Annotated in this window: 18 protein-coding genes; 6 read left to right on the forward strand and 12 right to left on the reverse strand. The window is 66.1% G+C overall.

Annotated elements, in window-relative coordinates; translation table 11 throughout:
* Nucleotides 1–257 precede the first annotated feature (257 nt).
* The gene (locus VO99_RS29625; RefSeq protein WP_198156983.1) at nt 258–1,529 is read left to right on the forward strand and encodes a response regulator; all 1,272 of its coding nucleotides are present in this window, start codon (nt 258–260) and stop codon (nt 1,527–1,529) included.
* Between the two features lie 254 nt (nt 1,530–1,783).
* Here VO99_RS29625 and VO99_RS29630 read toward each other — a convergent pair whose 3' ends face one another.
* The 3 genes from VO99_RS29630 to VO99_RS17900 all read right to left on the reverse strand — a co-directional run bounded on the left by VO99_RS29630 (nt 1,784) and on the right by VO99_RS17900 (nt 5,974).
* Complete coding sequence (locus tag VO99_RS29630) at nt 1,784–2,131, reverse strand: sensor histidine kinase (protein WP_198156984.1); 348 nt, start codon at nt 2,129–2,131, stop codon at nt 1,784–1,786.
* A gap of 58 nt (nt 2,132–2,189) precedes the next feature.
* Nucleotides 2,190–2,789 (reverse strand): sensor histidine kinase, encoded by a 600-nt coding sequence (locus tag VO99_RS31730; protein ID WP_310733663.1) that lies wholly within the window; start codon nt 2,787–2,789, stop codon nt 2,190–2,192.
* 236 nt (nt 2,790–3,025) lie between these two features.
* Nucleotides 3,026–5,974, reverse strand: coding sequence for a PAS domain-containing protein (locus VO99_RS17900; RefSeq protein WP_157039621.1), 2,949 nt, complete (start codon nt 5,972–5,974; stop codon nt 3,026–3,028).
* Between the two features lie 430 nt (nt 5,975–6,404).
* Between VO99_RS17900 and VO99_RS31365 the strand changes: the two genes are divergently transcribed.
* Both VO99_RS31365 and VO99_RS30345 read left to right on the forward strand, forming a co-directional pair.
* A complete protein-coding gene (locus VO99_RS31365; RefSeq protein ID WP_157039622.1) occupies nt 6,405–6,713 on the forward strand; it encodes a hypothetical protein in 309 nt (102 codons plus the stop codon).
* Nucleotides 6,714–6,960: 247 nt separating this feature from the next.
* The gene (locus tag VO99_RS30345) at nt 6,961–7,401 is read left to right on the forward strand and encodes a hypothetical protein (RefSeq protein ID WP_157039623.1); all 441 of its coding nucleotides are present in this window, start codon (nt 6,961–6,963) and stop codon (nt 7,399–7,401) included.
* A gap of 443 nt (nt 7,402–7,844) precedes the next feature.
* Here the strand turns inward: VO99_RS30345 and VO99_RS30350 are convergent, their stop codons facing one another.
* Both VO99_RS30350 and VO99_RS30355 read right to left on the reverse strand, forming a co-directional pair.
* Nucleotides 7,845–8,087 (reverse strand): hypothetical protein, encoded by a 243-nt coding sequence (locus tag VO99_RS30350; RefSeq protein ID WP_198156986.1) that lies wholly within the window; start codon nt 8,085–8,087, stop codon nt 7,845–7,847.
* Nucleotides 8,088–8,142: 55 nt separating this feature from the next.
* Nucleotides 8,143–8,307, reverse strand: a complete 165-nt coding sequence (locus tag VO99_RS30355) for a hypothetical protein (RefSeq protein ID WP_157039625.1) — start codon at nt 8,305–8,307, stop codon at nt 8,143–8,145.
* A 193-nt stretch (nt 8,308–8,500) separates the two neighbouring features.
* On the opposite strand from VO99_RS30355, the gene VO99_RS17910 reads away from it, so the two are divergent.
* A complete protein-coding gene (locus VO99_RS17910) occupies nt 8,501–9,793 on the forward strand; it encodes an amidohydrolase family protein (protein ID WP_046114279.1) in 1,293 nt (430 codons plus the stop codon).
* Nucleotides 9,794–10,133: 340 nt separating this feature from the next.
* Here the strand turns inward: VO99_RS17910 and VO99_RS17915 are convergent, their stop codons facing one another.
* A complete protein-coding gene (locus VO99_RS17915; RefSeq protein WP_046114280.1) occupies nt 10,134–11,105 on the reverse strand; it encodes an AraC family transcriptional regulator in 972 nt (323 codons plus the stop codon).
* Nucleotides 11,106–11,228: 123 nt separating this feature from the next.
* On the opposite strand from VO99_RS17915, the gene VO99_RS17920 reads away from it, so the two are divergent.
* On the forward strand, nt 11,229–11,987 hold the full coding sequence (locus VO99_RS17920; protein WP_046114281.1) for an SDR family oxidoreductase: 759 nt from the start codon (nt 11,229–11,231) through the stop codon (nt 11,985–11,987).
* A 408-nt stretch (nt 11,988–12,395) separates the two neighbouring features.
* Here VO99_RS17920 and VO99_RS17925 read toward each other — a convergent pair whose 3' ends face one another.
* Genes VO99_RS17925 through VO99_RS17950 form a run of 6 tightly spaced genes read right to left on the reverse strand, consistent with a single transcriptional unit; the run spans nt 12,396 to nt 19,752 of the window.
* Nucleotides 12,396–13,502, reverse strand: a complete 1,107-nt coding sequence (locus tag VO99_RS17925; RefSeq protein WP_232315405.1) for a porin — start codon at nt 13,500–13,502, stop codon at nt 12,396–12,398.
* Nucleotides 13,503–13,530: 28 nt separating this feature from the next.
* Nucleotides 13,531–14,502, reverse strand: coding sequence for a Bug family tripartite tricarboxylate transporter substrate binding protein (locus VO99_RS17930; protein ID WP_083440705.1), 972 nt, complete (start codon nt 14,500–14,502; stop codon nt 13,531–13,533).
* Between the two features lie 43 nt (nt 14,503–14,545).
* On the reverse strand, nt 14,546–14,938 hold the full coding sequence (locus tag VO99_RS17935) for a type II secretion system F family protein (RefSeq protein WP_232315406.1): 393 nt from the start codon (nt 14,936–14,938) through the stop codon (nt 14,546–14,548).
* Nucleotides 14,939–14,955: 17 nt separating this feature from the next.
* Complete coding sequence (locus VO99_RS17940) at nt 14,956–16,806, reverse strand: hydantoinase B/oxoprolinase family protein (protein ID WP_232315407.1); 1,851 nt, start codon at nt 16,804–16,806, stop codon at nt 14,956–14,958.
* Nucleotides 16,803–18,884, reverse strand: coding sequence for a hydantoinase/oxoprolinase family protein (locus VO99_RS17945; RefSeq protein WP_046114283.1), 2,082 nt, complete (start codon nt 18,882–18,884; stop codon nt 16,803–16,805). Before VO99_RS17945 ends, VO99_RS17940 begins: the two co-directional genes overlap by 4 nt.
* Before the next feature lie 16 nt (nt 18,885–18,900).
* Complete coding sequence (locus VO99_RS17950; protein WP_046114284.1) at nt 18,901–19,752, reverse strand: fumarylacetoacetate hydrolase family protein; 852 nt, start codon at nt 19,750–19,752, stop codon at nt 18,901–18,903.
* Between the two features lie 158 nt (nt 19,753–19,910).
* Between VO99_RS17950 and VO99_RS17955 the strand changes: the two genes are divergently transcribed.
* Nucleotides 19,911–20,894 (forward strand): LysR family transcriptional regulator, encoded by a 984-nt coding sequence (locus tag VO99_RS17955; protein ID WP_046114373.1) that lies wholly within the window; start codon nt 19,911–19,913, stop codon nt 20,892–20,894.
* The last annotated feature ends 163 nt before the right edge of the window (nt 20,895–21,057 follow it).

Below are 21,057 nucleotides of genomic sequence, written 5' to 3' on the forward strand. Positions count from 1 at the left end.
CGCCCAAGCAACGACTGTTCGACCTCCTCTCCACGCGATGTAGTCCGAGCTGGATCCACATCAGCGAAACGAGACTGCATTCCGCGTGGGCAGTTCGTCTGGCCAACTCAACCGACCTTAGGGGCGATCCAGCAGTTCCAGCCCCGCCCGGTACGTCAGCGCTGTTGTATACACGGCCGGCGCGTGATAATCCGCTCGAAACGGGATCGCTGGCGGCGGTTCCTCACATGCATGCGTTTGCAGCTCACACAAGCCAGATGTTCGACTTTCCCGAATGCCTTACGCGAAGTGCACGGCTTGTGGTGCCGCGCATCGCAGAGCGAGGACTGGCTTTCACATTTGACGTGGACGTGCCATCGCTGCCGGTACGAGGTGACCTCGAGACGGCGAGGCGTTCGCTGCACTGGCTCCTACAGGGTGCACTCGGCCTCATCGATGCTGGGCTGCTGGCCATTCATGGATCTGTTAACGACAAGGGGCTGCCTACAGTCCGCATCGCTGGGGCCGGCGCACTGGTCACTGGACAGCGGCTGGCATCTGCGCTCGACGAGCTGGCCCTGTCGCCGCCCGCCTTGTCCGACCGTACGTTGTTCGTTGCGCGCGGACACTGTCCCGTCGCTCTTGGGCCACTGGTACTGATCCACGATACAGCGGAAGGGTTCGTGCTAGATGCCACCCTTCCTTTCGTCTGGACGGGCGAGCCGGCACCTCGACTGCCCTCGGCGCAAGGCGCGGTTGCTTGGGTCCGTCTACCCGAAAACTCAAGGTCCGCGGTGTTTAAGCGCAGGCTGCAGCGGCTAGGCTGGAAGGTGGTGCTCTTCAACCCCGAAACCGCCATCACGGATGCGGTCGGTCGATTGAGCAGCGAGCAACCTGCGCTGCTACTGGCCCACGAACGGCAGCCGTCGCTGGACGCGGACGTGATGAACTGGCTGTCGCTTCCAGTCGCATCCGATGTGCACCGCGTGCTGGCGGTTCCGTTGGGGCACCCGGCACTGGAACAGTTGAGTTCCACCTATCTGCTGCAGGCGCTGCCCTTCAGCCCGCACGATCTCGCCTGTCTAACCGCCGCCCATGAGCCCAACTTTGACGTCACATCGCTGCCTGCGGCGTTGACCGGGGCCATCCCGACGCCGTCTCTGCTGATCGTTGACGACAACCTGGTCAACCAGGTCGTCATGGCCGCAATGGCTGAGACCATGGGCTATTCGGCGATCCAAGCGGACAACGGCCAGCAGGGTCTGGACCTGTGCTTGCAGAGCCCCCCTTCAGCCGTGTTGATGGATGTGAACATGCCGGTCATGGATGGCATCGAAGCGACACGCCACATACGCGCCCTTCAGCGATCGGGCGTCATGGCGCCGTTTCCCATACTTGGCACCAGCGCTGACGCCACTCCGGACAACGCAAGCGCATGCCTGGCCGCCGGAATGGACACCTTCATCACCAAGCCGTTGATGATTGCAGACGTAGCGGCTCAACTGCGACGGCTCAGCCTCGACGCTCCGAAGTGGGCGAATTGGTCATGAGTGCTCTTGCGGTTCGGAGCGAGAAGGTGTAAGTGACATCCTCCAGTCGCAGTGACCGTAGCCACAGTTTGGTGCACGATCAAACACCGCAGCGTGGAGCGCCCGGTGCTGGCGTTCCCGCAGTGCAGGACGGCACAATGGATTTGCGTTTGCACGCCTTCCTGCAACACTGAAAAATCGCTCACCCAATTCAGGACCCCTCAGCAAGTTCCAGAGACCAGCAGGTGCGGACGATATCCTGCGCGCCAGCGGGCTCACGCGGCCGGAATAAAGACTTGGAAGACACAGCCCAAGCCGAGCCCCTCGCTGATTAGCTGCACTCGACCTTTATGCGGCTCTACAAGGGAACGAACAATGGCCAACTCTCGCCTGAGCCCTCCTCCAGTGTGATGTCCCGACGCCTGCCGAAATGGCTCGAAGACCTTGCCCGCTTGTTCCGCTGTCAGACCAACACCATGGTCGGTGATCCTTACGCGCGTTTCAGGCGCCCGCCTTTCCAGGTCAACTCGCACCTCGCTCCCCGATGCTGAGAACTCGATGGCGTTGCCCTGGAGGTTGGTGAAGACCTGGTGCAGGCGCGTGGCGTCGCCGAGCACATTCATGTGAGGAGCATCACGTTCAGGCCGTACGCCGCGGGCCTCGGCTGTGACGCGCATCGCGTCAACCGCCCGCTGCAGCACCAAGTCGAGGGGTAACATGACTGTCTTTACACGCACGGACACCGACACGATCTGGAAGGTCCAGCAGGTCTTCAATGAGGTGTTGTTGCACCTCGGTGTTGCTGTTGATGACGTCGAGGGTCCTTCGAATGTCCCACTGGGCTATCGATGCCTTTTTTCGAGCAAGTTCGGTCCAGCCTTTCACCGAGGAGAGCGGATTGCGGAGCTCATGTGCCAACTTGGCCAAGAGCTCATCTTTGGCTTGGTTGGCCTTCCGCCTCCAGGCCGTCGCTGCTCCGGCGATGACGTATTGCCGGTGCCTGACGCTGCCATCGCTGTAGCTACCTCTTCGACCAGTAGATCCATGCCGAGCGGCCGACGATTTTGCGGCCACCCTACCGATCGGCGAACGGGTGCTGGGTGGTCTGCGCAGCGGTACTGCGGGGCGCGGTGTCCATTGCGGTATGCAAGCCGTCGGCGGCCACCAGGCGGCTCTAGGATCTGCACCACGAGGGCGTCTTCGACTGGGTCGCCCCCCGACGCGAGGATCTCGCCGTCGGAAGCGGACGCGGGCCTTGCACCAACATATCCTGGTCAGCACCGGCGTCGACCATGACGTACGCGGCAAGGAAAGCGCCAGTCACCGCCCCCGGTTTGGGCCGGGCCTCGGCCGGCCTACAATGCGGTTGGCCGCAGAACGGCCAGGACAGCGGTCGTCCTCCGCTGCGGAAAAGCATGTCACGACCGCTGTGCTGCAGACACCGGTCAGACAGGTGCCCTCATTCGGCAAAGGCGGAGCCGCCAAGAGTGGGCTTCAGCCGTCCGCGTTTGCCGGCGTCAAAGCGCCTGGCGAGGCTCCGCCTCCGGCGCGCAGCTCATCGCCAGGTGGAGCGCCCGCGCCAACTCTTCCATCGAGTACGGCTTGGGCAGCAATCGGAACCCATGATCCGGCTGCTGGGACAGCACAAAGCTGTAGCCGCTGGACAGCACGATCGGCAACGAAGAATCGCGTGCCTGCAATTCCCGGGCAAGATCGATCCCGCTCATGCCGGGCATGACGACATCGGAGAACACAGCATCGAATTCGTGCACGGCGGCGTCCAGCTCTGCCAAGGCCTCCTCCGCGCTGGACGTAGCCAGCGTCCTGTAGCCGAGGAGGTGCAACGTTTCCTGCACTGACCTCGCAACTTCCGCATTGTCTTCGACCACCAACACCAGCCGGCCGTCGCCACCAGGAAGGTGGTCCTCGGCGCGAATCGGTTCTGGCGCCGCGGGTGCGTCGGCCAGCGGCAGCAAAAGCGTGAAGACGCTTCCGGCCCCCACTTCGCTGCTTACCAGGATGTCACCACCCGACTGCCGGGCGAATCCAAACACTTGCGACAGGCCCAGGCCCGTCCCCTCACCCACGTTCTTCGTGGTGAAGAACGGGTCAAAGATCCGACGCAGATTGTCGGGCGGGATGCCGCAGCCCGTGTCAGCGACGTCAATCGCCACAAATGGCCGCCGCTCCTCCGGTCCAACCTGCGGCGCATGCTCCGTCTTGTAGACGCTGATGCACAAGCTGCCGCTGCCCTGCATCGCGTCGCGGGCGTTGACGATGAGGTTTACCAAGGCGGTCGCAAACTGGTTCGGATCGGCGAATGCATAGGCGGCGCTGTTTGACTCAAATCGTACGCTGATGCGACCGCCCATCAACGAGTCGATCATGTCCTTCATCGCCCGCGAACGTTCCGCAACATCGAACACCGCGGGCTGCAGCGCCTGCCGCCGGGCAAATGCCAACAGCTGGCTGGTGAGCGTTCGGGATCGGGCGACCGAGTTCGCAATCGAATCGATGAACCGCCCTCGCCTGCTGTCGTGCGCCGGCAGGCGCCGGAGCAGCTCGATCGAGGAGCTGATCACAGCCAGTTCGTTGTTGAAGTCGTGCGCCACGCCGCCCGTGAGCTGGCCGATGGCCTCCAACTTCTGCGACTGACGCAGCGCTTCTTCTGCCGCCCGCTCGCGCGTCACGTCTCGCCCCACGGCGTGGATCAGGCCAGCCTCGGGCACTGCCGTCCAGTTGAGCAGCCGATACTCGCCGTCCTTCGCCCTGTAGCGGTTCTCGAACGCCAGTGTGGCAATTCCCTTGGACAGCTTCTGCACTTCCGCTGTGGTGGCCGGGACATCCTCCGGGTGGAGAAACGCACCGAGCGACTGACCCACCATCTCCTCGGCGGACCAACCAAGGATGCGCTGTCCTGCGGGATTGACGGCGGTGATGCAGCCCTCAATGTCACAAACGAGCATCAACTCCTGCGAGAGAGCCCACATGCGGTCCCGGTCTCGCCGGATTTCGACCTCCTGGAGGCGGCTCTCGTGAACGTCCGTGTTCGTTCCCACCCACCGGTTGATGGCGCCGTCTGAGGAGCGCAGCGGCAGCGCACGGGCCAGGTGCCAACGGTACACGCCGTCGGCCCGGCGCAGCCGGAACTCGTTTTCGTACGCCATGCCAGACGCTAGACTCTGGGCCCACCTCGCGGCCGTGGCGACATGGTCGTCCGGATGCACGATGCCCAGCCACGCGTCCCCAACGAGCTCGCCGCTTGCCGCCCCGCTGTATTCGTAAACCCTGTCATTGAACCAATCCAGGCGCCCATCTGCGGGCGAAGTCCAGACATGGTTGGGCAGCGACTGTGCCAATACCCGGAACTGCTCGGCGCTCTCTCCGGCCGAGCGCAAGGCCGCATCCCGCTCCCGCTGCTTGCGCAGGCGCTCTAAGGCTTCCCAGCACCGGTCGACAACGGTCGCGACAAGCTGCACTTCTTCGGGCGTCCAGCGCCTGGGCGACGACTGGTGGACGGCCATGCCTGCGACAAAGCGACCCTGCTTCATCAGCGGCACGCAGATCACCGCCTGGATGGCCGTCGCCCGGTACGCCGACAAGTCTCCGCCGCGGGTGGCGGGATGGCGGTCGACGTCGTCGTTGACGTAGGGCTTGCCTTGCACCATCAGCCCGTGCACGACTTCGCCGAAATCGGTGAAGCGATAGCGCCCGACGATGCTGTCCACACCGGCATTGAAGTCGCCGATGAGATCGAAGGTGTCCTGGTCCTCATGCACATGCGCGTAGGCGCAGCGATTCACGTTCAGATACTTGCCGAGGCGCTCCGCGGTGATGCGCAGCACCTCGGATGGGTCGGATACCTCTCGGGTGGCCTGCGAGAGCTCATCTAGGAACCTCAGGCGTGCCTCGCTGCGAACCTGCCGTGTGGTCTCGGCAAAAGTCACGAGCACGCCGTGAATCGAACCCTCGTCGTCCCGCACAGGGCTGTAAGAAAAGTTGAAGTAGCAGTCCTCAGGGTAGCCGTAGCGCTCGATGCTCAGCTTGAAATCCTCAAAGCCGATGGGACGCCCGCGCAGCACCTCCTCCCACATAGGGCCGATGATGGGCCAGATCTCATGCCAGGTGGCGGGCGTCGACGCACCCAGTGCGGCTGGATGCTTGTCGCCCAAGATGGCACGATAGGCATCGTTGTAGATTTGGACATGGTCGGGTCCCCAGGCCAGATACATCGGCAACTGGCAATTGAGGACCAGCGAGGCCGCAGCTTTCAGGCTCACAGGCCAGTCCTTGGGGTCGCCCAGGCTTGTGCGCGTCCAGTCATGGCTGCGGACAAGCGTGCCCATCTCACCTCCCGCCTGGAGGAAGGTCAGCAAAGCAGAGGTCGGTTGCATCTGCCGAGCATAGACCAGCGCCATTGCCTCAGGCGCGCGACTCACCGCTCCGACGGTGCGACCGACGATCAAGCCTTGATCCTTGAGCACACTTCGCGGTCCGGAGTGAAGCAGGGCAACCTCCCGGACTGGTGGGGCCAAACCAATCCACGTTCAAGCGTAGGACAAGCAGCGGCCGGACCCTACTGCCAACATCTTGGCAGTGCGGGGAGCTCTGCATCCGCTCCGCCCTGCCAATCCCATCCACGACCTGGTAATCGTGGTGTTGCTGCGTGAAGCCGTCGGGGAGTCTGCGCGGCAGAAGCCGCACAGCCTCCTGCGACGGCCTTAGTGCTCAGCTCCCCTAAGCCCCCCTCAACAGGGAGCTCCAGCGTGTTCGATTGCACCCTCGTTGGACACTAATTCAGCCAGCTTCCACCACCGCTCCCACAGGCCCGGGTGAAGTGCCATCGCCCGACGCAAGTCCGGCTCGGCGTCACCACGCGCCGGTCCACCGTAGTCCATGAACCAACATGCATGCGCGACGAAGCTCTCTGCGTCGCCTTCCTGCACCGGAGGGCATGGCGGCGTGTACCGGAAGCTGGTCATCGTGAAAGCGATGCGCGCGGTCAATGGCTTGACCAGTCACCCTGAACGAGACGCGAGGGCGGCGATGGACCGGGTCGTCATCGGCCTTTTGGAGGCACTGAAGCGCTGGCGCGGCGTTGCCGAGCAGCTCTTGCACTCGATTCAGGGAAGCTTGCCGCCCCACAAGGTCAATCCACGAACCCGGCCTTCTACTAACGTCATGACCAGCTGCGGAATCTCCTAGGGAGATGCTTGGCAGGACGCTGTTGGCAACTTGATTCTTGCGATCCGGGATTCGGCAGCGCTCATCTTCGAGGCCACGCGCTCCACGGAGTCGCCTATGAGTGGCAGCCAACGGCGCTACCCGCGTCCGGCAATCTCGTCGCGTTGGGGCGGGTGAGTCCCCGACGCAAGTCGGCTTGAAGCCGCCGCCATTCCGCGGAAGACCGGCGCATGGGAGGATGCAGCCGCCGTCAGTCGAGGGGGCTCGCATGCCAGGCTGGACCACTCTCTCCTGTTCGGTTGCTTCGTTCGCTGTGCTTGCGCTTGCCAGCTCGATCGCCGGATGCGGCACGCCCGGACCGCTGCACGCCCTGCCCCGGCCGGACAGATTCGCGCGGCCGGCCGCCATTGTCGCGACGACCTCAAAAGAGGGTGTACCGTTGAACGTGCGCTGGGAGCAGCTCAACAAAGCGCAGAAGGCGGTTGTGCGCGGTTGGTACGTGGACATGCCGACGGGCGACCAACCGCCCTACCCTCGAGCCGGCTTGCGCCCCGTGATTGAGGCGGTGTGGCAGCGCCAGCGCCGAATGCTGGAGACGGGCGACCTGCTGGTGGTGGCCACCAGGGTGAATGACGCCGAGCGGCTCGCGAAGGCGCTGGACGAGATGGCGAGTGCAGGCAAGCGTTGGAATGGCCAGTACCGGGCATGACCCTTGGGTCGTGGGCGGGGCGGTCGACCGTGCCGGACGACTTTGATGCGCCGCAATCAGAAGGGAGAGGTGTGCCAGCTCGAGCGTAGTCTGCCGCCCGACGACGAGCCAAGGTGACAACACGCCGGCTGGCACAGGTACTGGCGTGCCCAAGCGTTCGCAGACGTGGGCCTTCTACTAGCTTAAAGCAAGTCGCCCGTGGTCTGGCGCAGCGTTTTGTGCCTCCTCAAGCAATTAGCCGTCATCACACTCTGCTCTTTCCAGACTCGTACACGTAGAAAAAGCTCCGCGAGCGAAGCCCGGATTCCCTGGTCGTCATCCTGGGAGCGCTCGGTGTCGGCGGGGCGCTCTCCGACGGCAGACTGCTGAAAACGACCTCTCACGCTCTGCGCCGCAACCGTCCAACGCGCGCGTGGCCCGATGGCCCTTGACGACCTGTCTGATCAGACGACGCACTCATTCGATTGGCTCGAGCGTTCCACGCCTGTTTCGACAACGCTGTTGAACCCGCGCCGTGGGCCACGGCGGAGAAGATCGAGTGCGGTTGGTGCAAGGACGACCTCGGGCTCTTTCTGGCGGATCACGCCGCGCCCGCTGGAAGACGGCATGACCGATCCCGAGCCGCCGGTGCGCATGCGTGTGTTCGACGCGATGATGACCATGCGCACGATCGACGTCACCCGCATGAGGCGGCGCGGCCGGGGCCAACACCGGCCGGCCGCTGAAGTGCCGGCGCACCGCTCACCCCAGCAACTGCCGCACGTGAACGGCGTGGTCCACGCCCCACAGCCGGCTGCGCAAGGCCTGTGCCTCCTCTGCGCCCAGCACGGGTGTGGCCAGTTCCAGCAGCTTGCCGTCCAGCTCGGCGTCCGACTGCGGCAGCAACGGGTCGACTGACCAGGACATGGCCACGGTGGTGGCGCAATTCCGCAAGCCGTTACTGGCGCTGGAGGGCGGCCTACAGCAAGCCACCGGGGCCTGGGCCGGTGGAGCCCAGCACGGTGGCGGCACGGCCGCCTCTCGGCACTAACGCCCTTGCGCGGCCGCGACGGGACTGCTCTGATGCATCGCCTTGAAAAATGCACAGGAGCTGACCCGCATGACCCCCCACCATCGTCGCGACTTCATCCGCCTCGGCGGCCTTTACGGCGCAGCGGCCCTGCTGCCTGCCCTGGCCGGCCCCGCCCGGGCCGCAATGGCACCGGGCGACAAGTTCGACCTGCTGGTGCGCCGGGCCAACCTGGTGGACCCGAGCCAGAACCTGTCTGGCCTGTACGACATCGGCATCCGCCACGGCCTGATTGAGGCCATTGCGCCCGCCATCCCGGCGGAGCGCGGCAGCCGGGTGATGGACGCTGGCGGCAAGCTCGTCACGCCGGGCCTCATCGACCTGCACGCGCACACCTATCCCTTTGGATCGGCGATCGGGATTCCGGCCGACGAGCTGGTGGCGCACCAATGCACCACCACCGTGGTGTCCGCCGGGGACGCCGGCGCCAACAACATTGCGGCCTGGCGCCGCTTCGTCGTGCCCGGCGGCCGCACCCGGCAGTTCGCCTTCATCCACATCGCGGTGGCGGGGCTGGCCGGCTTTCCGGTGCCGGAGCTCTACAACATCGACTATGCGCAGGTGGAGGCCACGGCACGCGCCATCGCCGAGAACGCCGACATCGTGCTCGGCGTGAAGGTGCGCATGAGCGAGAACGTGATCGCCCGCCACGGTGCGGAGCCGCTCAAGCGCGCCCTCTTGGCCTGCGAGCGCTCCGGTGTTCCGGCCCGACTCATGTGCCACATCGGTGGCGTGTCGGACCGGGCGCTGATGTCGCAGATTCTCGACTTGCTGCGGCCGGGCGACATCCTCACCCATGCCTACTCCGGCGCGCCCAACCTGGCGGGCGAGTTCACCAACATCGTGCAGGACGGCCGGCTGCTGCCGGCGGCGCTGGCCGCTAAGCAGCGGGGCGTGGTCTTCGACGTCGGTCACGGCGGCGGCAGCTTTGACTACACGGTTGCGGAAGCGGCCATTGCCCAAGGCTGCCCGCCCGACACCATCTCGTCGGACGTGCACGTCTTCAGCGCCAACACGCCGGGCATCCCCTACCTACCGTGGGTGATGAGCAAGTTCCTTCACCTGGGCTTCTCGCTGCCGCAGGTGGTGGCGATGGCGACGCAGGCGCCGGCGCGTGCCATCGGCCGCATGCCCAAGCTGGGCACGCTGCAGGTCGGTGCGCCGGCCGACCTGTCGATACTGGAGCTGGTGGAAGGCCCAGTGACCTTCGTCGACACCCGCAACAACCAGCGGGAAGGGCGTGCCCACCTGCGGCCCGCCGGCACCATCACCGGCGGAGTGGCCTATGGCCGCCCGTACCAGGCGCCGTTCTCGGTGCGCTGAGCGTCGCTCCTACTGGTCGTCATCGACGGCGAAGGTGCCCCTTGGAGGGCCGATCCACCAGCCCCTTTCGAGTTGGCAGACGGGCCAGCCGGTCAGGACCGCAACGGCGTCTCAATCCGTACCTTCGCCTACAGGGTCAGGACCGTGCGGTCGCCGATGAGATGCTCCGACCCCGATAGCGATGCGGCACTTCGGGATGCCAGGAAGTTGATCAGATCGGCCACCTCTTGAGCCTGGTGCCTGCCGCGTGGAATGCCGCCAAGCGACTTCGTGCTCGTCCGCTTGCCCATGCGCCCAGATGCAGTGTTTCGGCAGCCGCCGTCGGACATCCGTCCTACGTCTAGGTTCTTCCGAACCTCCCCGGTGCCATTCCCACCACCCGACTGAAGGCCATGCTGAAGGTGCTGGCCGAGCCGTAGCCCACGCGCTCGGCGATCTGCTGGACGGACATGGATTGCCCTCGCAACAAGTCCTTGGCCAGCGCCATCCGCCACGCCTGCAGGTATTCCATCGGTGGCAGGCCCAGGGCCTTGCTGAAGCGCTCGTAGAAGGCCGATCGTGACAGTGCCGCCTCGGCGGCGAGTTGGACCACAGTCCACCGCCGCTCCGGCGCTGCGTGCATGGCCCTCAGAGCCTGGGCCAGACGCGGGTCTGCCAGACCACGCAACAGGCCCGGTGGTGCCCCTTCGGCACGGCCGTCGACCTCGGCCGCCGAGCGCAAGGCCTCGATCAGCATCAGCTCAACAAAGCGCGTCATCACGAGCGTGCGCCCGGCGCGCCGTGTGCGCGTCTCCTCTCCCACCTGACCGACGAGGAGGCTCAGGCGCGGCACGTCTCGCACGTGCAGCATGGCCGGCAGCAGCGAAACCAGCAAGCCTGCGTCGGGCGAACCGAACTCGAAAAACCCGCCGAGCACGCGAAGGTCAGGCGGCCCCTCGGGGTTGCCGTGGCGCAAGGTCTCGTCCGGCGGCTGGTCCCCGCCGACACCACCATCCAGGCGCGCCGCCTGGGCAGCGATCTGCTGCGCATCTAAATCCACAGGTATGGCGCCCAACTCCAGGCTGGACAACACAAAGCCCGGCGTGGCCGGCAGCAGCACGAAGTCGCCCTGCCGCAGCTCGACGGGCGCCTGCCGTTGAACGGCGAGCTGGCAGCCGCCTTCCAGCACCACGCAGAAGCTGGGCAGACCGAAGGCGCCATACCGCACCGCCCAACGCCCGGCGCCCTCAATGGTGCGCGAGTAGGCGCTGCGGGGCTGCAACAGGGCGATGACCTCCGCAAGGGGGTCGCTGGGCGCGGCGTGGAATCGCATGGCGGACGTTGGCAGACTTTTGATGGACGACGGATCGTAGTCGATCCGGCGCCGGCTCCCTAACGTGTGAAGCCTGCGCCAAGCATCACCTGCTTGTTCACCACCCACCAAAGGATTTCCCGCATGAACACGATTCTCATCACTGGTTGCTCGTCCGGCTACGGCCTGGCCACGGCCCTGCACTTCCACACCAAGGGCTGGAACGTCTTTGCCGGGATGCGCCAACCCGACGCCCTGTCGGACGGCGTCATCCCCACCTCGGAACGCTTTCAGCCCGTTGCGCTTGATGTGACGGACCCTGCCAGCATCGCCAGCGCCTTGCAGCGCTGCGGCGCCATCGACGTGCTGGTCAACAACGCGGGCATCGGCTTGTTCGGCGCCTTCGAGGCCACTCCGATGAGCACGGTGCGCGAAGTCTTTGAGACCAACACGCTGGGCACGATGGCCATGTGCCAAGCCGTGCTGCCGCAGTTCCGTCACCGGCGGTCCGGATCGATCATCAACGTCACCTCCAGCGCGGTGTTGGCACCCATGCCCCTGGTAGCCGCCTACACCGCCAGCAAAACCGCGGTCGAGGGTTTCACCGCCTCGCTGGCGCTGGAACTGGCCGAGTTCGGAATCCACGCTCGGCTGGTGCAGCCGGGCTACGCGCCGACCACGCGCTTCGCCGTCAACGGCAGCGAGCGCATGCAGGGCTTGGTGCCCGAGGCGTATGCCGGCTACGCACGGCGGGTGTTCGCGATGCTGACGCAGGTGGAGCATGTCACAGCAGAGGCTGAGGTGGCCGACGCCGTGTGGCAGGCGGCTACGGACGTCAACGGCCCAATGCGCAGGCCGGCCGGGGCCGACGCCATGGCGCTGGCGCGCAGCGGCGCGTCCTGAAGCTGCGCTGCAAGCGCGCATCGGCAGCCCGGAGAATCACCGCTCCGCTGCTGGCCGGCTGTGGCCTGCTGCCGCCTGCTGATGAGAGGACAGCGCACCAAGCTGCAGGCCAGGCGCGTCAACCAGCGTCCAGCCATCTGCGCACACGGCAACAACGTGGCACTGGTGCTGCGGGGCGGCGGCCGGAGTGGCCTCGCCCAACGGGCGTGCGGCAGTCCTTGGAAGGCCGGCAATCATTCGACGCTAAAGGCATCGCGCGGTCGTGTCGAAGCGCCGCAGGACAAGGGTCATGAAGTCGCAAACGTCCGGCCTTGCCGCACAGGACGATGCCCACGGCAGGCCACATCTGCCCGCGATCGCAGTGATGGCCCTTCGACAGCTGACCGAGTTAAATGGCCGCAACCACGATCAGAAGTCGTGTCGGATGCCAAATTCGTACGCGGTAGACTTTTGACCGCCGGAGTAGTTGGCGGCGGTGGTCGTGGCGCTCACGGCTGGCCCGCCCGGAATGGCGAAGGTCGCTGCCCCCTTGTTCTCTACGCGGGCGAGGTGCGTGTAGAGCGCGGTGCGCTTGGACAGGCTGTGCACGTAGCCCGCACCCAGCAGCCTGGCATCGTTGGCATCTCGTGCTGCGGTGGAACCCGACTGGTCGGCCCGCAGATACGTCAACTTGACCAGGCCAGGGCCAACCGGAATCACCGCGCCAACCTGGGTGTTGACGGTCCGGTCGGCGCCGAACACCCATCGCCGCTGCATGACGTCGAGCTTGACGACGCCGAAGTCGTAGGAGGCGCCGTAGACCTGGTCCTTGAAGTGCTGGTTGCCGGCGGCGTTGCGGGTCGTGAATTGCGCGGCCGCGACGTTCCAAGGGCCGCTCGCCCAGCCGAGGCGGAAGCCGCTGCCCTTCGTGCCGCCGGCGCCGGTTGCACCGCCCTCCCCGGCCGTCACGACAGCCTGGCCGTAGACGCCGGCCAGTCCCGCCGGCAGGAAGTATTCGAGCGCGTTGCTGACGCGCAGGGTCGGGTTGGCCGTCGTCGCCTCGCCGGCCGTGCCGAAGGCTTGTCCCAGCGCGCGCGAGGCGGCGAACGACCGGAACGTGTTGGCGCTTGCAACGCCCAGCGTCGTAAACGGGTCGAAGCTCGTCCACACCAGATGCGTCGGCACCCAGTCGCGGCCGAGTCGAACCTCACCCAGTCGGCTATCGGCCAGGCTCACGGTGGAGCGTCGGTCCCAGAACTGGCCGGCTGGCGTCGCGGCGCCGACGGTGCCCATGTCGCCGAGGATCGTCGCGTCGAGATAGAAGCCGGCACTGCGCCCGCCGCCCAGGTTCTCGACACCCCGAACGATGAGCTTGCTCGTCGCATTGGCGCCGCTGACCTCGGACTTGATCGATCCGAGGGAGCCGTTGCGCACCTGTCGCAGGCCGAGGTCGACGGTGCCGCCGATGGTGACCGACGACTGCGCTGCGGCAGCCAGGCAGGCACCGCCCAGGGTGGCTGCGCTCAGGCGTTTCATCATGATGTTTCCTTGTTGCGGCATGCGCCTACTCCGGCTTGAAGCCCGCGCTTTTCAGCAGCTCGGCGCCTTGCGCAACGTCGGCGGCGACGTAGCGCCTGAACTGTTCGGTGGTCTCGGAGACGGGGTCGATGCCCAGGCTCGCGAAGGCGCCGGACTTGCCGAGCTCAACCACCGCCTTGTTGATGGCGGCGTTGAGGATGGCGATGCGATCGGCAGGCGTGTCCTTCGGCGCCCAGACGCCATACCAGGACACGTACGAGAAGTTGGGCATTCCGCTTTCGGCGACGGTCGGCACCTCGGGTGCGAGCGGGCTGCGTTTTGCGGACGTGATCGCGATCGGCTTGACCTGTCCGGCCTTGGCCAGCGGCTGCAACGAGATCATCGAGTCGAGCAGCAGGTTGACATGACCACCACCCACGTCCACCAGCGCTGGCTGCGTCCCCTTGTAGGGCACGTAGGTGAACTTGACGCCGCTCTGCTGGGCCAGCAACAAGGTGGCGAGGTGGCTGGGCGCGCCAGCGGCGGGTATGGCCGCGGTCCACTTTTCCGGCTCCTGCTTCGCCGAGGCCAGCACCTCCGACAGCTTCTTCTCCGATCGTTGCGGTGCGATGACCAGCATCAAGGGCGCCTCCCCGACGCGCGCGACCGGTGCGAAGTCGGTCTGCGGGTCGTACGGCGGCTTGGCCAGCACCTGCTTGGCCAGCACGTGCGTGGCCGCCGAAAACAGCAGCGTGTAGCCGTCGGCGTGGGCCGTCTTGACGGCATTACCGCCGATGGTGCCGCTGGCACCGGCCTTGTTGTCGACGATGACGGTACTGCCGAACTGCTTGCGCAGTTGCTCGCTGAGCAGGCGGGCAGCGTTGTCGACGCCACCGCCGGCGGAAAACGGCACGACGATGCGGATCGTCTTGTCCTTCTCCGGGAATTTCTCGGTCTGGGCCCATGAAGGGGCGGCGGCGAGCAGGCCCGCCACTGCCAGCACCTGGTTGATGTTCATGATGTCTCCTCGATTTACGTGTTGGGTCGTCGGCGGCGCACGGTCAATCCTCGAGCTTCGGCCCGTGCAGTTCGGCATAGGAGCGCAGCGTCTTCTCGACCTTGGGCAGCAGCCACTCGGCCACCGATGCAGGCAAGCGTTCGCGGCGGGCCTGATCGAGCAGGCGGCGCAGTGGCTGCGCCCGTGATCCCATCGATGCACCCTCCTCGGCGCTCTTCTGCAAGGCGGTGAAGAACATCGCCACCTCCGGCACATCGGAACGCGTACCAGCGTCGCCGAGGTAGTCGACGATGTCGAGTTCGAAGTCGTCCAGCCGCAGGCTGATGCCGCCCACGCCGCAGCCGCATCCGGCGCCCAGCGCCACGTGCTGCATCGACAGTGCACTCCACAGGTCGAGCAGGTGCTCGGCACGCTGGACGAGATCGTCGGCATCCACGGCCAGGCCTGCGGCGCTCACTGTCCGGCCCAGGCCAGGTCGCCCGCCGTGCCATTGGCGGGCGGGCGTGGCGCGCTGCGCAAGGCGCTCGTGGCCTGCGCATGCACCTGGCCGCTCGAGTCGAGTGCCACGCGGTAGACCTCGCGCGCCACTTGCGCGCTGACGTAACCTTCGCGCACGTCCTCGGCCACCTTCTCGATGTCGCGTTCCAGCGGGTCTCCGAAGCCGCCACCCCCGCCCGACAGCATCTTGTAGGCGTCGCCTCGCTCCAGCCGCACGTTGAAGATCTTGGCGTTCAGGTGATCGGTCTTCCACTCGCCCTTGTGGCGAACGGCCAGCCCGTTGCCCATCGCGTCGCCGCCGCCTTCCAGGCCCCAGGGCTTGCAATGCACGCGGTCGATGCGGGTCGTCACGGTGAAGGGCGACAGCGCCTGCACCACCATCTCGGCGCCCAGGCCGCCGCGGTACTTGCCGGCACCGGCGCTGTCCTGGCGGATCGCGTACTTCTCGACCAGCACCGGGTACTTGGCTTCGAGTTGCTCGGTCGGGCTGTTGTGCGTGTCGCCGTCGTTGATGCAGACGGTGACCGACACGCCGTCCTCGCTGCTCTTGGCGCCCCAGCCGCCGCCCAGCGGTCCGATGCCGACGATGAACAGCCGGCCGTCCTCGGGGCTGATGCCGTGGATGTTCGGAAACACCAGGTCGGCATGGTGTCCCGCGATCGAGCGGTGCGGGATCGCCGGTGCCAGCGCCTTGAAGATCGTGTCGATGACCGTCATCGGGAAGGTCATCCACACGCGCATCGGGTAGGGGCGCTCCGCGCTGATCACCGTTCCCATCGGCATCACCACCTTCAGCGGCCTGAAGCTGCCGTCGTTGACCGGGTAGTCCGTCGGTGTCGTCAGGCACTTGTAGGCCACCTGCGCGCAGGCGATGCCGGTGGTGAAGCCCGAGTTGTAGAAGCCCCGCACCTGCTTGCTGACGTCCGACAGGTCGACGGTCATCTCATCGCCCGCCACCGTGACCTTGACGCGGATCGGGATCCGCTTGCCGATCTCGAGGCCGTCGTCGTCCATGAACGACTCGGCCTCGTACACGCCGTCGGGGATCGACAGCGTGTTCTGCCGGGCCACCGCTTCCGACGCATCCATGATCTGGCGGATCGATGCGTTCACTGCATCGGCGCCGTAGCGCTGCAGCAGCTCGACGTAGCGGCGCTCGCCGGTGGTGATGGCCGTGATCTGCGCACGCAGGTCGCCCAGGGCCCGCTCGGCCAGGCGCACGTTCATCGCGATGATGTCGATCAGGTCCTGGTTGACGACGCCTTCGCGCTGGTACTTGATGATCGGGATCTGGATCCCTTCGCTGAAGATGTCGGTGGTGACGTTGCCCAGCGTGCCGCCCACGTCCAGCCAGTGCGCCATGCAGCAGGTGAAGCCTTCGAGCCTGCCCTCGTGGAACACCGGCATGGTGAAGGTGAAGTGGTTCAGGTGGCTGCCGGTGGTGTAGGCATCGTTGGTGACCAGGATGTCACCCGGCAGGATGTTCTCGTAGCCGAAGTGGCGGATCTTGGCCTTCACCGTCTCCGACATGCCGCGGATGAACATCGGCAAGCCCAGGCCGATCGAGACGGTGTCGCCTTCCTTGGTGAACAGGCCCACCGTGAAGTCCAGCGCCTCGTAGATGATCAGGTTGTAGGCGGTGCGCGTCAGGTTGGTCTTCATCTCCTCGGTGACGGCATAAAGGCCGTTGCGGATGATTTCGACGGTGACCGCGTCCACGGTGGCGGAGCTCGTGTCAGGCGCCCGGGTGGTGCCGTGGGTGTTCGCCTGCGTAGTGGCTTGGGTAGTGGCTTGGGTGGTGCTCATGAGCGATCGCTTCCGATGGAGATCTGCAGGTTGCCAAGTTCGTCCACACGCAGCTCATCACCGGGCTGCACGACGGTGGTGGAGGCGTGTTCCTCGATGAGGGCCGGCCCGCTGATGACGTTGCCCGCCAACAGCAGGTCGCGCAGGTAGACCGGCGTGTCGGCCCATCCGCCGGCGCGGAAGTACACCGGCTTGACGGCACGTACCGCGCGCTTGTCGGGTGTGGCCGTGCCCGCATCCACGCTGTGCCTGGGCGGCTTCTTCATCGTGCCCAGCACCGTCACGCGCAGGCTGACCAGGTCGGCCGGCTCCTTGGGTGCGGAGGTGCCATAGCGCACCTTGTGCAGTTCGTCGAACTGCTTCTTGATCGATTGCCTGTCCTTGCCTGCAAAGTAGGCCAGCGGCAGGTCGACCGTGACCGCGTGCTCCTGTCCGACGTAGCGCATGTCGGCGGCACGCTCGATGACGACGCCGTCGGGGTTGATGCCGGATTGCGCCAGTGCCGCGCGCCCTTCGTCTTCCATGGTCTTGTACGCCGCCTCGATCTCCTCGAACGAGACGTCGTTGAGCTTGCGGAAGACCGAGCGCACGTAGTCGTAGCGCAGGTCGGAGAACAGCATGCCGTAGGCCGAGAAATAACCCGGCGCATATGGGATCAGCACCTTGCGGATGCCGATCTCGCGGGCAATGGCCGATGCGTGCAGCGGACCGGCGCCGCCGTACACGACCATCGTGAAGCTGCCGGCGTCCAGGCCGCGCTCGGTGGTCACGGCCTTCACCGCATGCGACATCTGCGTCACCGCAATGCGCAGGATGCCGTCCGCGGCCGCGGTGGGGTCCAGCCCCAGCGGCTTGGCCAGGCGCTCGCGCATCTGGCGCTGGCAGCCGTCGAGGTCGAGCTTGAGCTCGCCGCCCAGGAAGTGGTCGGCATCGAGCCGGCCGAGCAGCAGGTTGGCATCGGTCACGGTCGGCTCGGTACCGCCGCGGCCGTAGGCGACCGGACCGGGGATCGAGCCAGCACTCTGCGGGCCGACACGCAGCGCGCTGCCGGTCTCAACGCGTGCGATGCTGCCGCCCCCGGTGCCGACCTCGTGGATGTCCATCATCGGGATCTGGATGGGCAGCGCACGTTCGTAGCCGCCGATCAGCGCCGAGCCCGTCGTCAGCGGCCGGCCCTCGCTGATCACCCCGGCCTTGGCGGTGGTGCCACCCATGTCGAAGGCGATGGCATCGCCCATGCCGAGCTGGGCGCAGATCGCCTGCGCGCCGATCACGCCGGCCGCCGGACCCGATTCCAGCATGCGCACGCATCCCACCTTCGCATGCTCCACCGGGAACAGGCCGCCGGTGGACTGCACGATGTAGAAGTCACCCTCGAAGCCCCTGCCCGACAGGTGGCTCTCGAGCTGGCCCAGGTACTCGGACACGCGTGGCCCGACGTAGGCATTGGCTACCGCGGTGGAGACACGCTCGAACTCGCGGTATTCCTGGCTCAGCTCGTGGGAGGCGCAGACGAAGGCGCCGGGCATCTCCTCCTGCAGGATGGCCTTGACGCGTTGCTCGTGCGCCGGGTTGCGGTAGGAGTGCAGCAGCAGCACGGCCACTGCCTGCACCTCGTGCTGCTTCAGCTCGCGCGCCAGTTCGCGCACGGCGGCCTCGTCCAGCGGCTTGTGCGTGCTGCCGTCGGCGCGCAGGCGCTCGGCGACCTCGAAGCGCAGCGATCGCTTCACCAGCGGCTGGTGCTTGTTGAAGAAGAGGTTGTAGGCATCGGGCCGGTTGACACGGCCGATCTCGTAGATGTCGCGGAAGCCTTCGGTGATCAGCAGCGCGGTGTTGGCGCCGGTGCGCTCGAGCAGCGTGTTGATCGCGATGGTCGAGCCGTGCAGGAACAGGTTGCCGTCGCGCCAGTCGATGTCGGCGCTGTCGATCGTGGCTTGGATGCCCCTGACCAGTTCGCCGTGGGTCGACAAGGCCTTGCCGAACAGCAGCTTGCCGCTGCCCTCGTCGAAGGCCGCCATGTCGGTGAAGGTGCCGCCGATGTCGACGGCGATGCGCAATTGGGGTCGTTGGTGTGCCATGTGGGATCTCCCTGCTTCAGGCTTCGGTGCCGATGCGGTTGTGCAGCACACCCAGGCCGGTGATTTCCACCTCCACCACGTCACCCTCCTTCATGTACAGGGGCGGTTCGCGGCGGTCGCCAACACCACCTGGCGTGCCGGTGGCGATGACGTCGCCCGGCGACAGCGGTGTGAAGCGCGAGATGTATTCAACAAGCACCGGGATGTCGAAGATCAGGTCGGCGATGGTGGCGTGTTGCATCACCTGCCCGTTGACCCGCGTTTCGAGCGTCAGCTGCGTCACGTCGGGCACTTCGTCCCGCGTGACGAGGTACGGGCCGAATGGCGCCGTGCCGGGGAAGTTCTTGCCAGGCGTGAACTGGTGGGTATGGCGTTGCCAGTCGCGCACGCTGACGTCGTTGAGGCAGGCATAGCCGGCGATGTGGTCGAAGGCCTGCGCCTTTGGGATATGCCTGCCTCCCTTGCCGATCACGAAGGCGAGTTCACCTTCCCAGTCGAAGCGCTCGGAGAAGACCGGCCGCAACACCTCGTCGCCATCGGCGGCCAGCGTGTCGTTGAAGCGCAGGAACAGCGACGGGTATTCGCTATCGGCGCGTTTGGTCTCGGCCACATGGCTCTTGTAGTTGAGTCCGACGCAGATCAGCTTGCCGGGGTTCGGCACCACCGGCAGCGCTTTGACGGCTGCGGGGTCGAGGGAGGTTCCGTTCGTCGCCGTGGCCTGCTGGAGTTCGCCTGCGGCGCCGGCCTTGAGCACGGACAGCAGGTCGGGAAACCGGCGCAGGAAGTCGGCCGGGGGTTGCAGATAACGACCACCCCGGACGACGCCGTAGGTGGGCTGTCCGGCGTGGATAAAGCTGACCAGTTTCAATGACGTCTCCTGACTGTTGGGGCCTGCCCCAGGCGGCTCGCAAGAGCGTGTCGAGGCAGTCGGTGACGCCACTGTAGGAACCGGTCTGTTCTCTGGATAGCTAGACTTCTGAGCTTTCAGACATGCCCGATTTGGCATGGCTCATACGGGAATTCCCCATGAACATCGCCAGCGTGAGACTCTTCCTGGAGGTGGCCGAGGCCGGCAGCCTCAGCAAGGTGGCCGCCCGTCGGCAGACGGCGCAGTCGCACATCAGCAGGCAGGTGAGCGACTTCGAGGCAAGCTTCGGGGGCCCGCTGTTCCGGCGCACGGGTCGCGGGGTCGCCCTGACCGAACTGGGGGCGCGTGCCGCGCTGCGCCTGCGCGTGTGGGTTCAGGACACCGATCGCCTCACGGAAGACTTGCGCGCCGAGTCAGGCACGGTGATGGGCGAGGTGCGCATGGGCATCATCCCGTCCGCCGCGCACCCGCTCGTCACGCGACTGTTCGAGTGCCTGCAGCGAGAGCATCCGGGCATACGCCTGAACATCGCCGAGGCGCAAGGCGCGGAGATCGACGCCATGCTGGACAGCGGGGCCGTCGACCTGGCCATCCTGTTCCGCTTCAATCGCCCGAGCGGGCGCGAGGAGAAGCTGCTGAGCGTCGCGCACACCTACCTGGTCGCGGCGCCGGGCGACGAACTGACGCGGGCGCCGACGGTCAACTTCGCGAGTCTTTCGAACTTGCGACTGGTGTTGCCTCGGCGCCCCGGCCAGTGGCGCAACGCCCTTGACGAGGCGGCGCGCGGGCTGGGTTTCCGGCTGACCGCGGGGGCAGAGGCCGATTCCCTGACGGTGCAGAAGGAGTTGGTCGCGCACACGAAGGGACTGTATTCGGTGCTGGGCCCGTATTCGATCGCCAGCGAATTGAAGGACGGACGGCTTCAGGCCAGCCAGTTGGTCAAGCCCGACCTGTTGCGCCACACAACCTTGGCGCTGCCCAAGCAAGGCAAGCTCTCACCTGCATGCCGTGTGGTGGCCGAGGTTGTGCAGCAGTTGACGTGCGCATGGGGCCACCAGCTCACGGAGCCCCGATCCGAGGTTCCGGGGGCAGGACAGGGAACGAAGACCAGACGCTCGGCGAAAGGCGGACACCACCGGTAGCGGGCTCGCGCGAACAGGCGGCCGTGGGACACCGCGTCGGCGATTGGCGCCTGACAGAACGCGTGGGACCACCCATGCGCACTGGCAATGCAGCCTCGGTCTCGCGGAGTCGCCTGGGCTACCGACGTCCGCGTCGAGGACACCTTCCAAGAGCAAGCAGTGC

This window comes from Aquincola tertiaricarbonis, assembly GCF_000969605.1.
Classification (GTDB): domain Bacteria; phylum Pseudomonadota; class Gammaproteobacteria; order Burkholderiales; family Burkholderiaceae_C; genus Aquincola; species Aquincola tertiaricarbonis.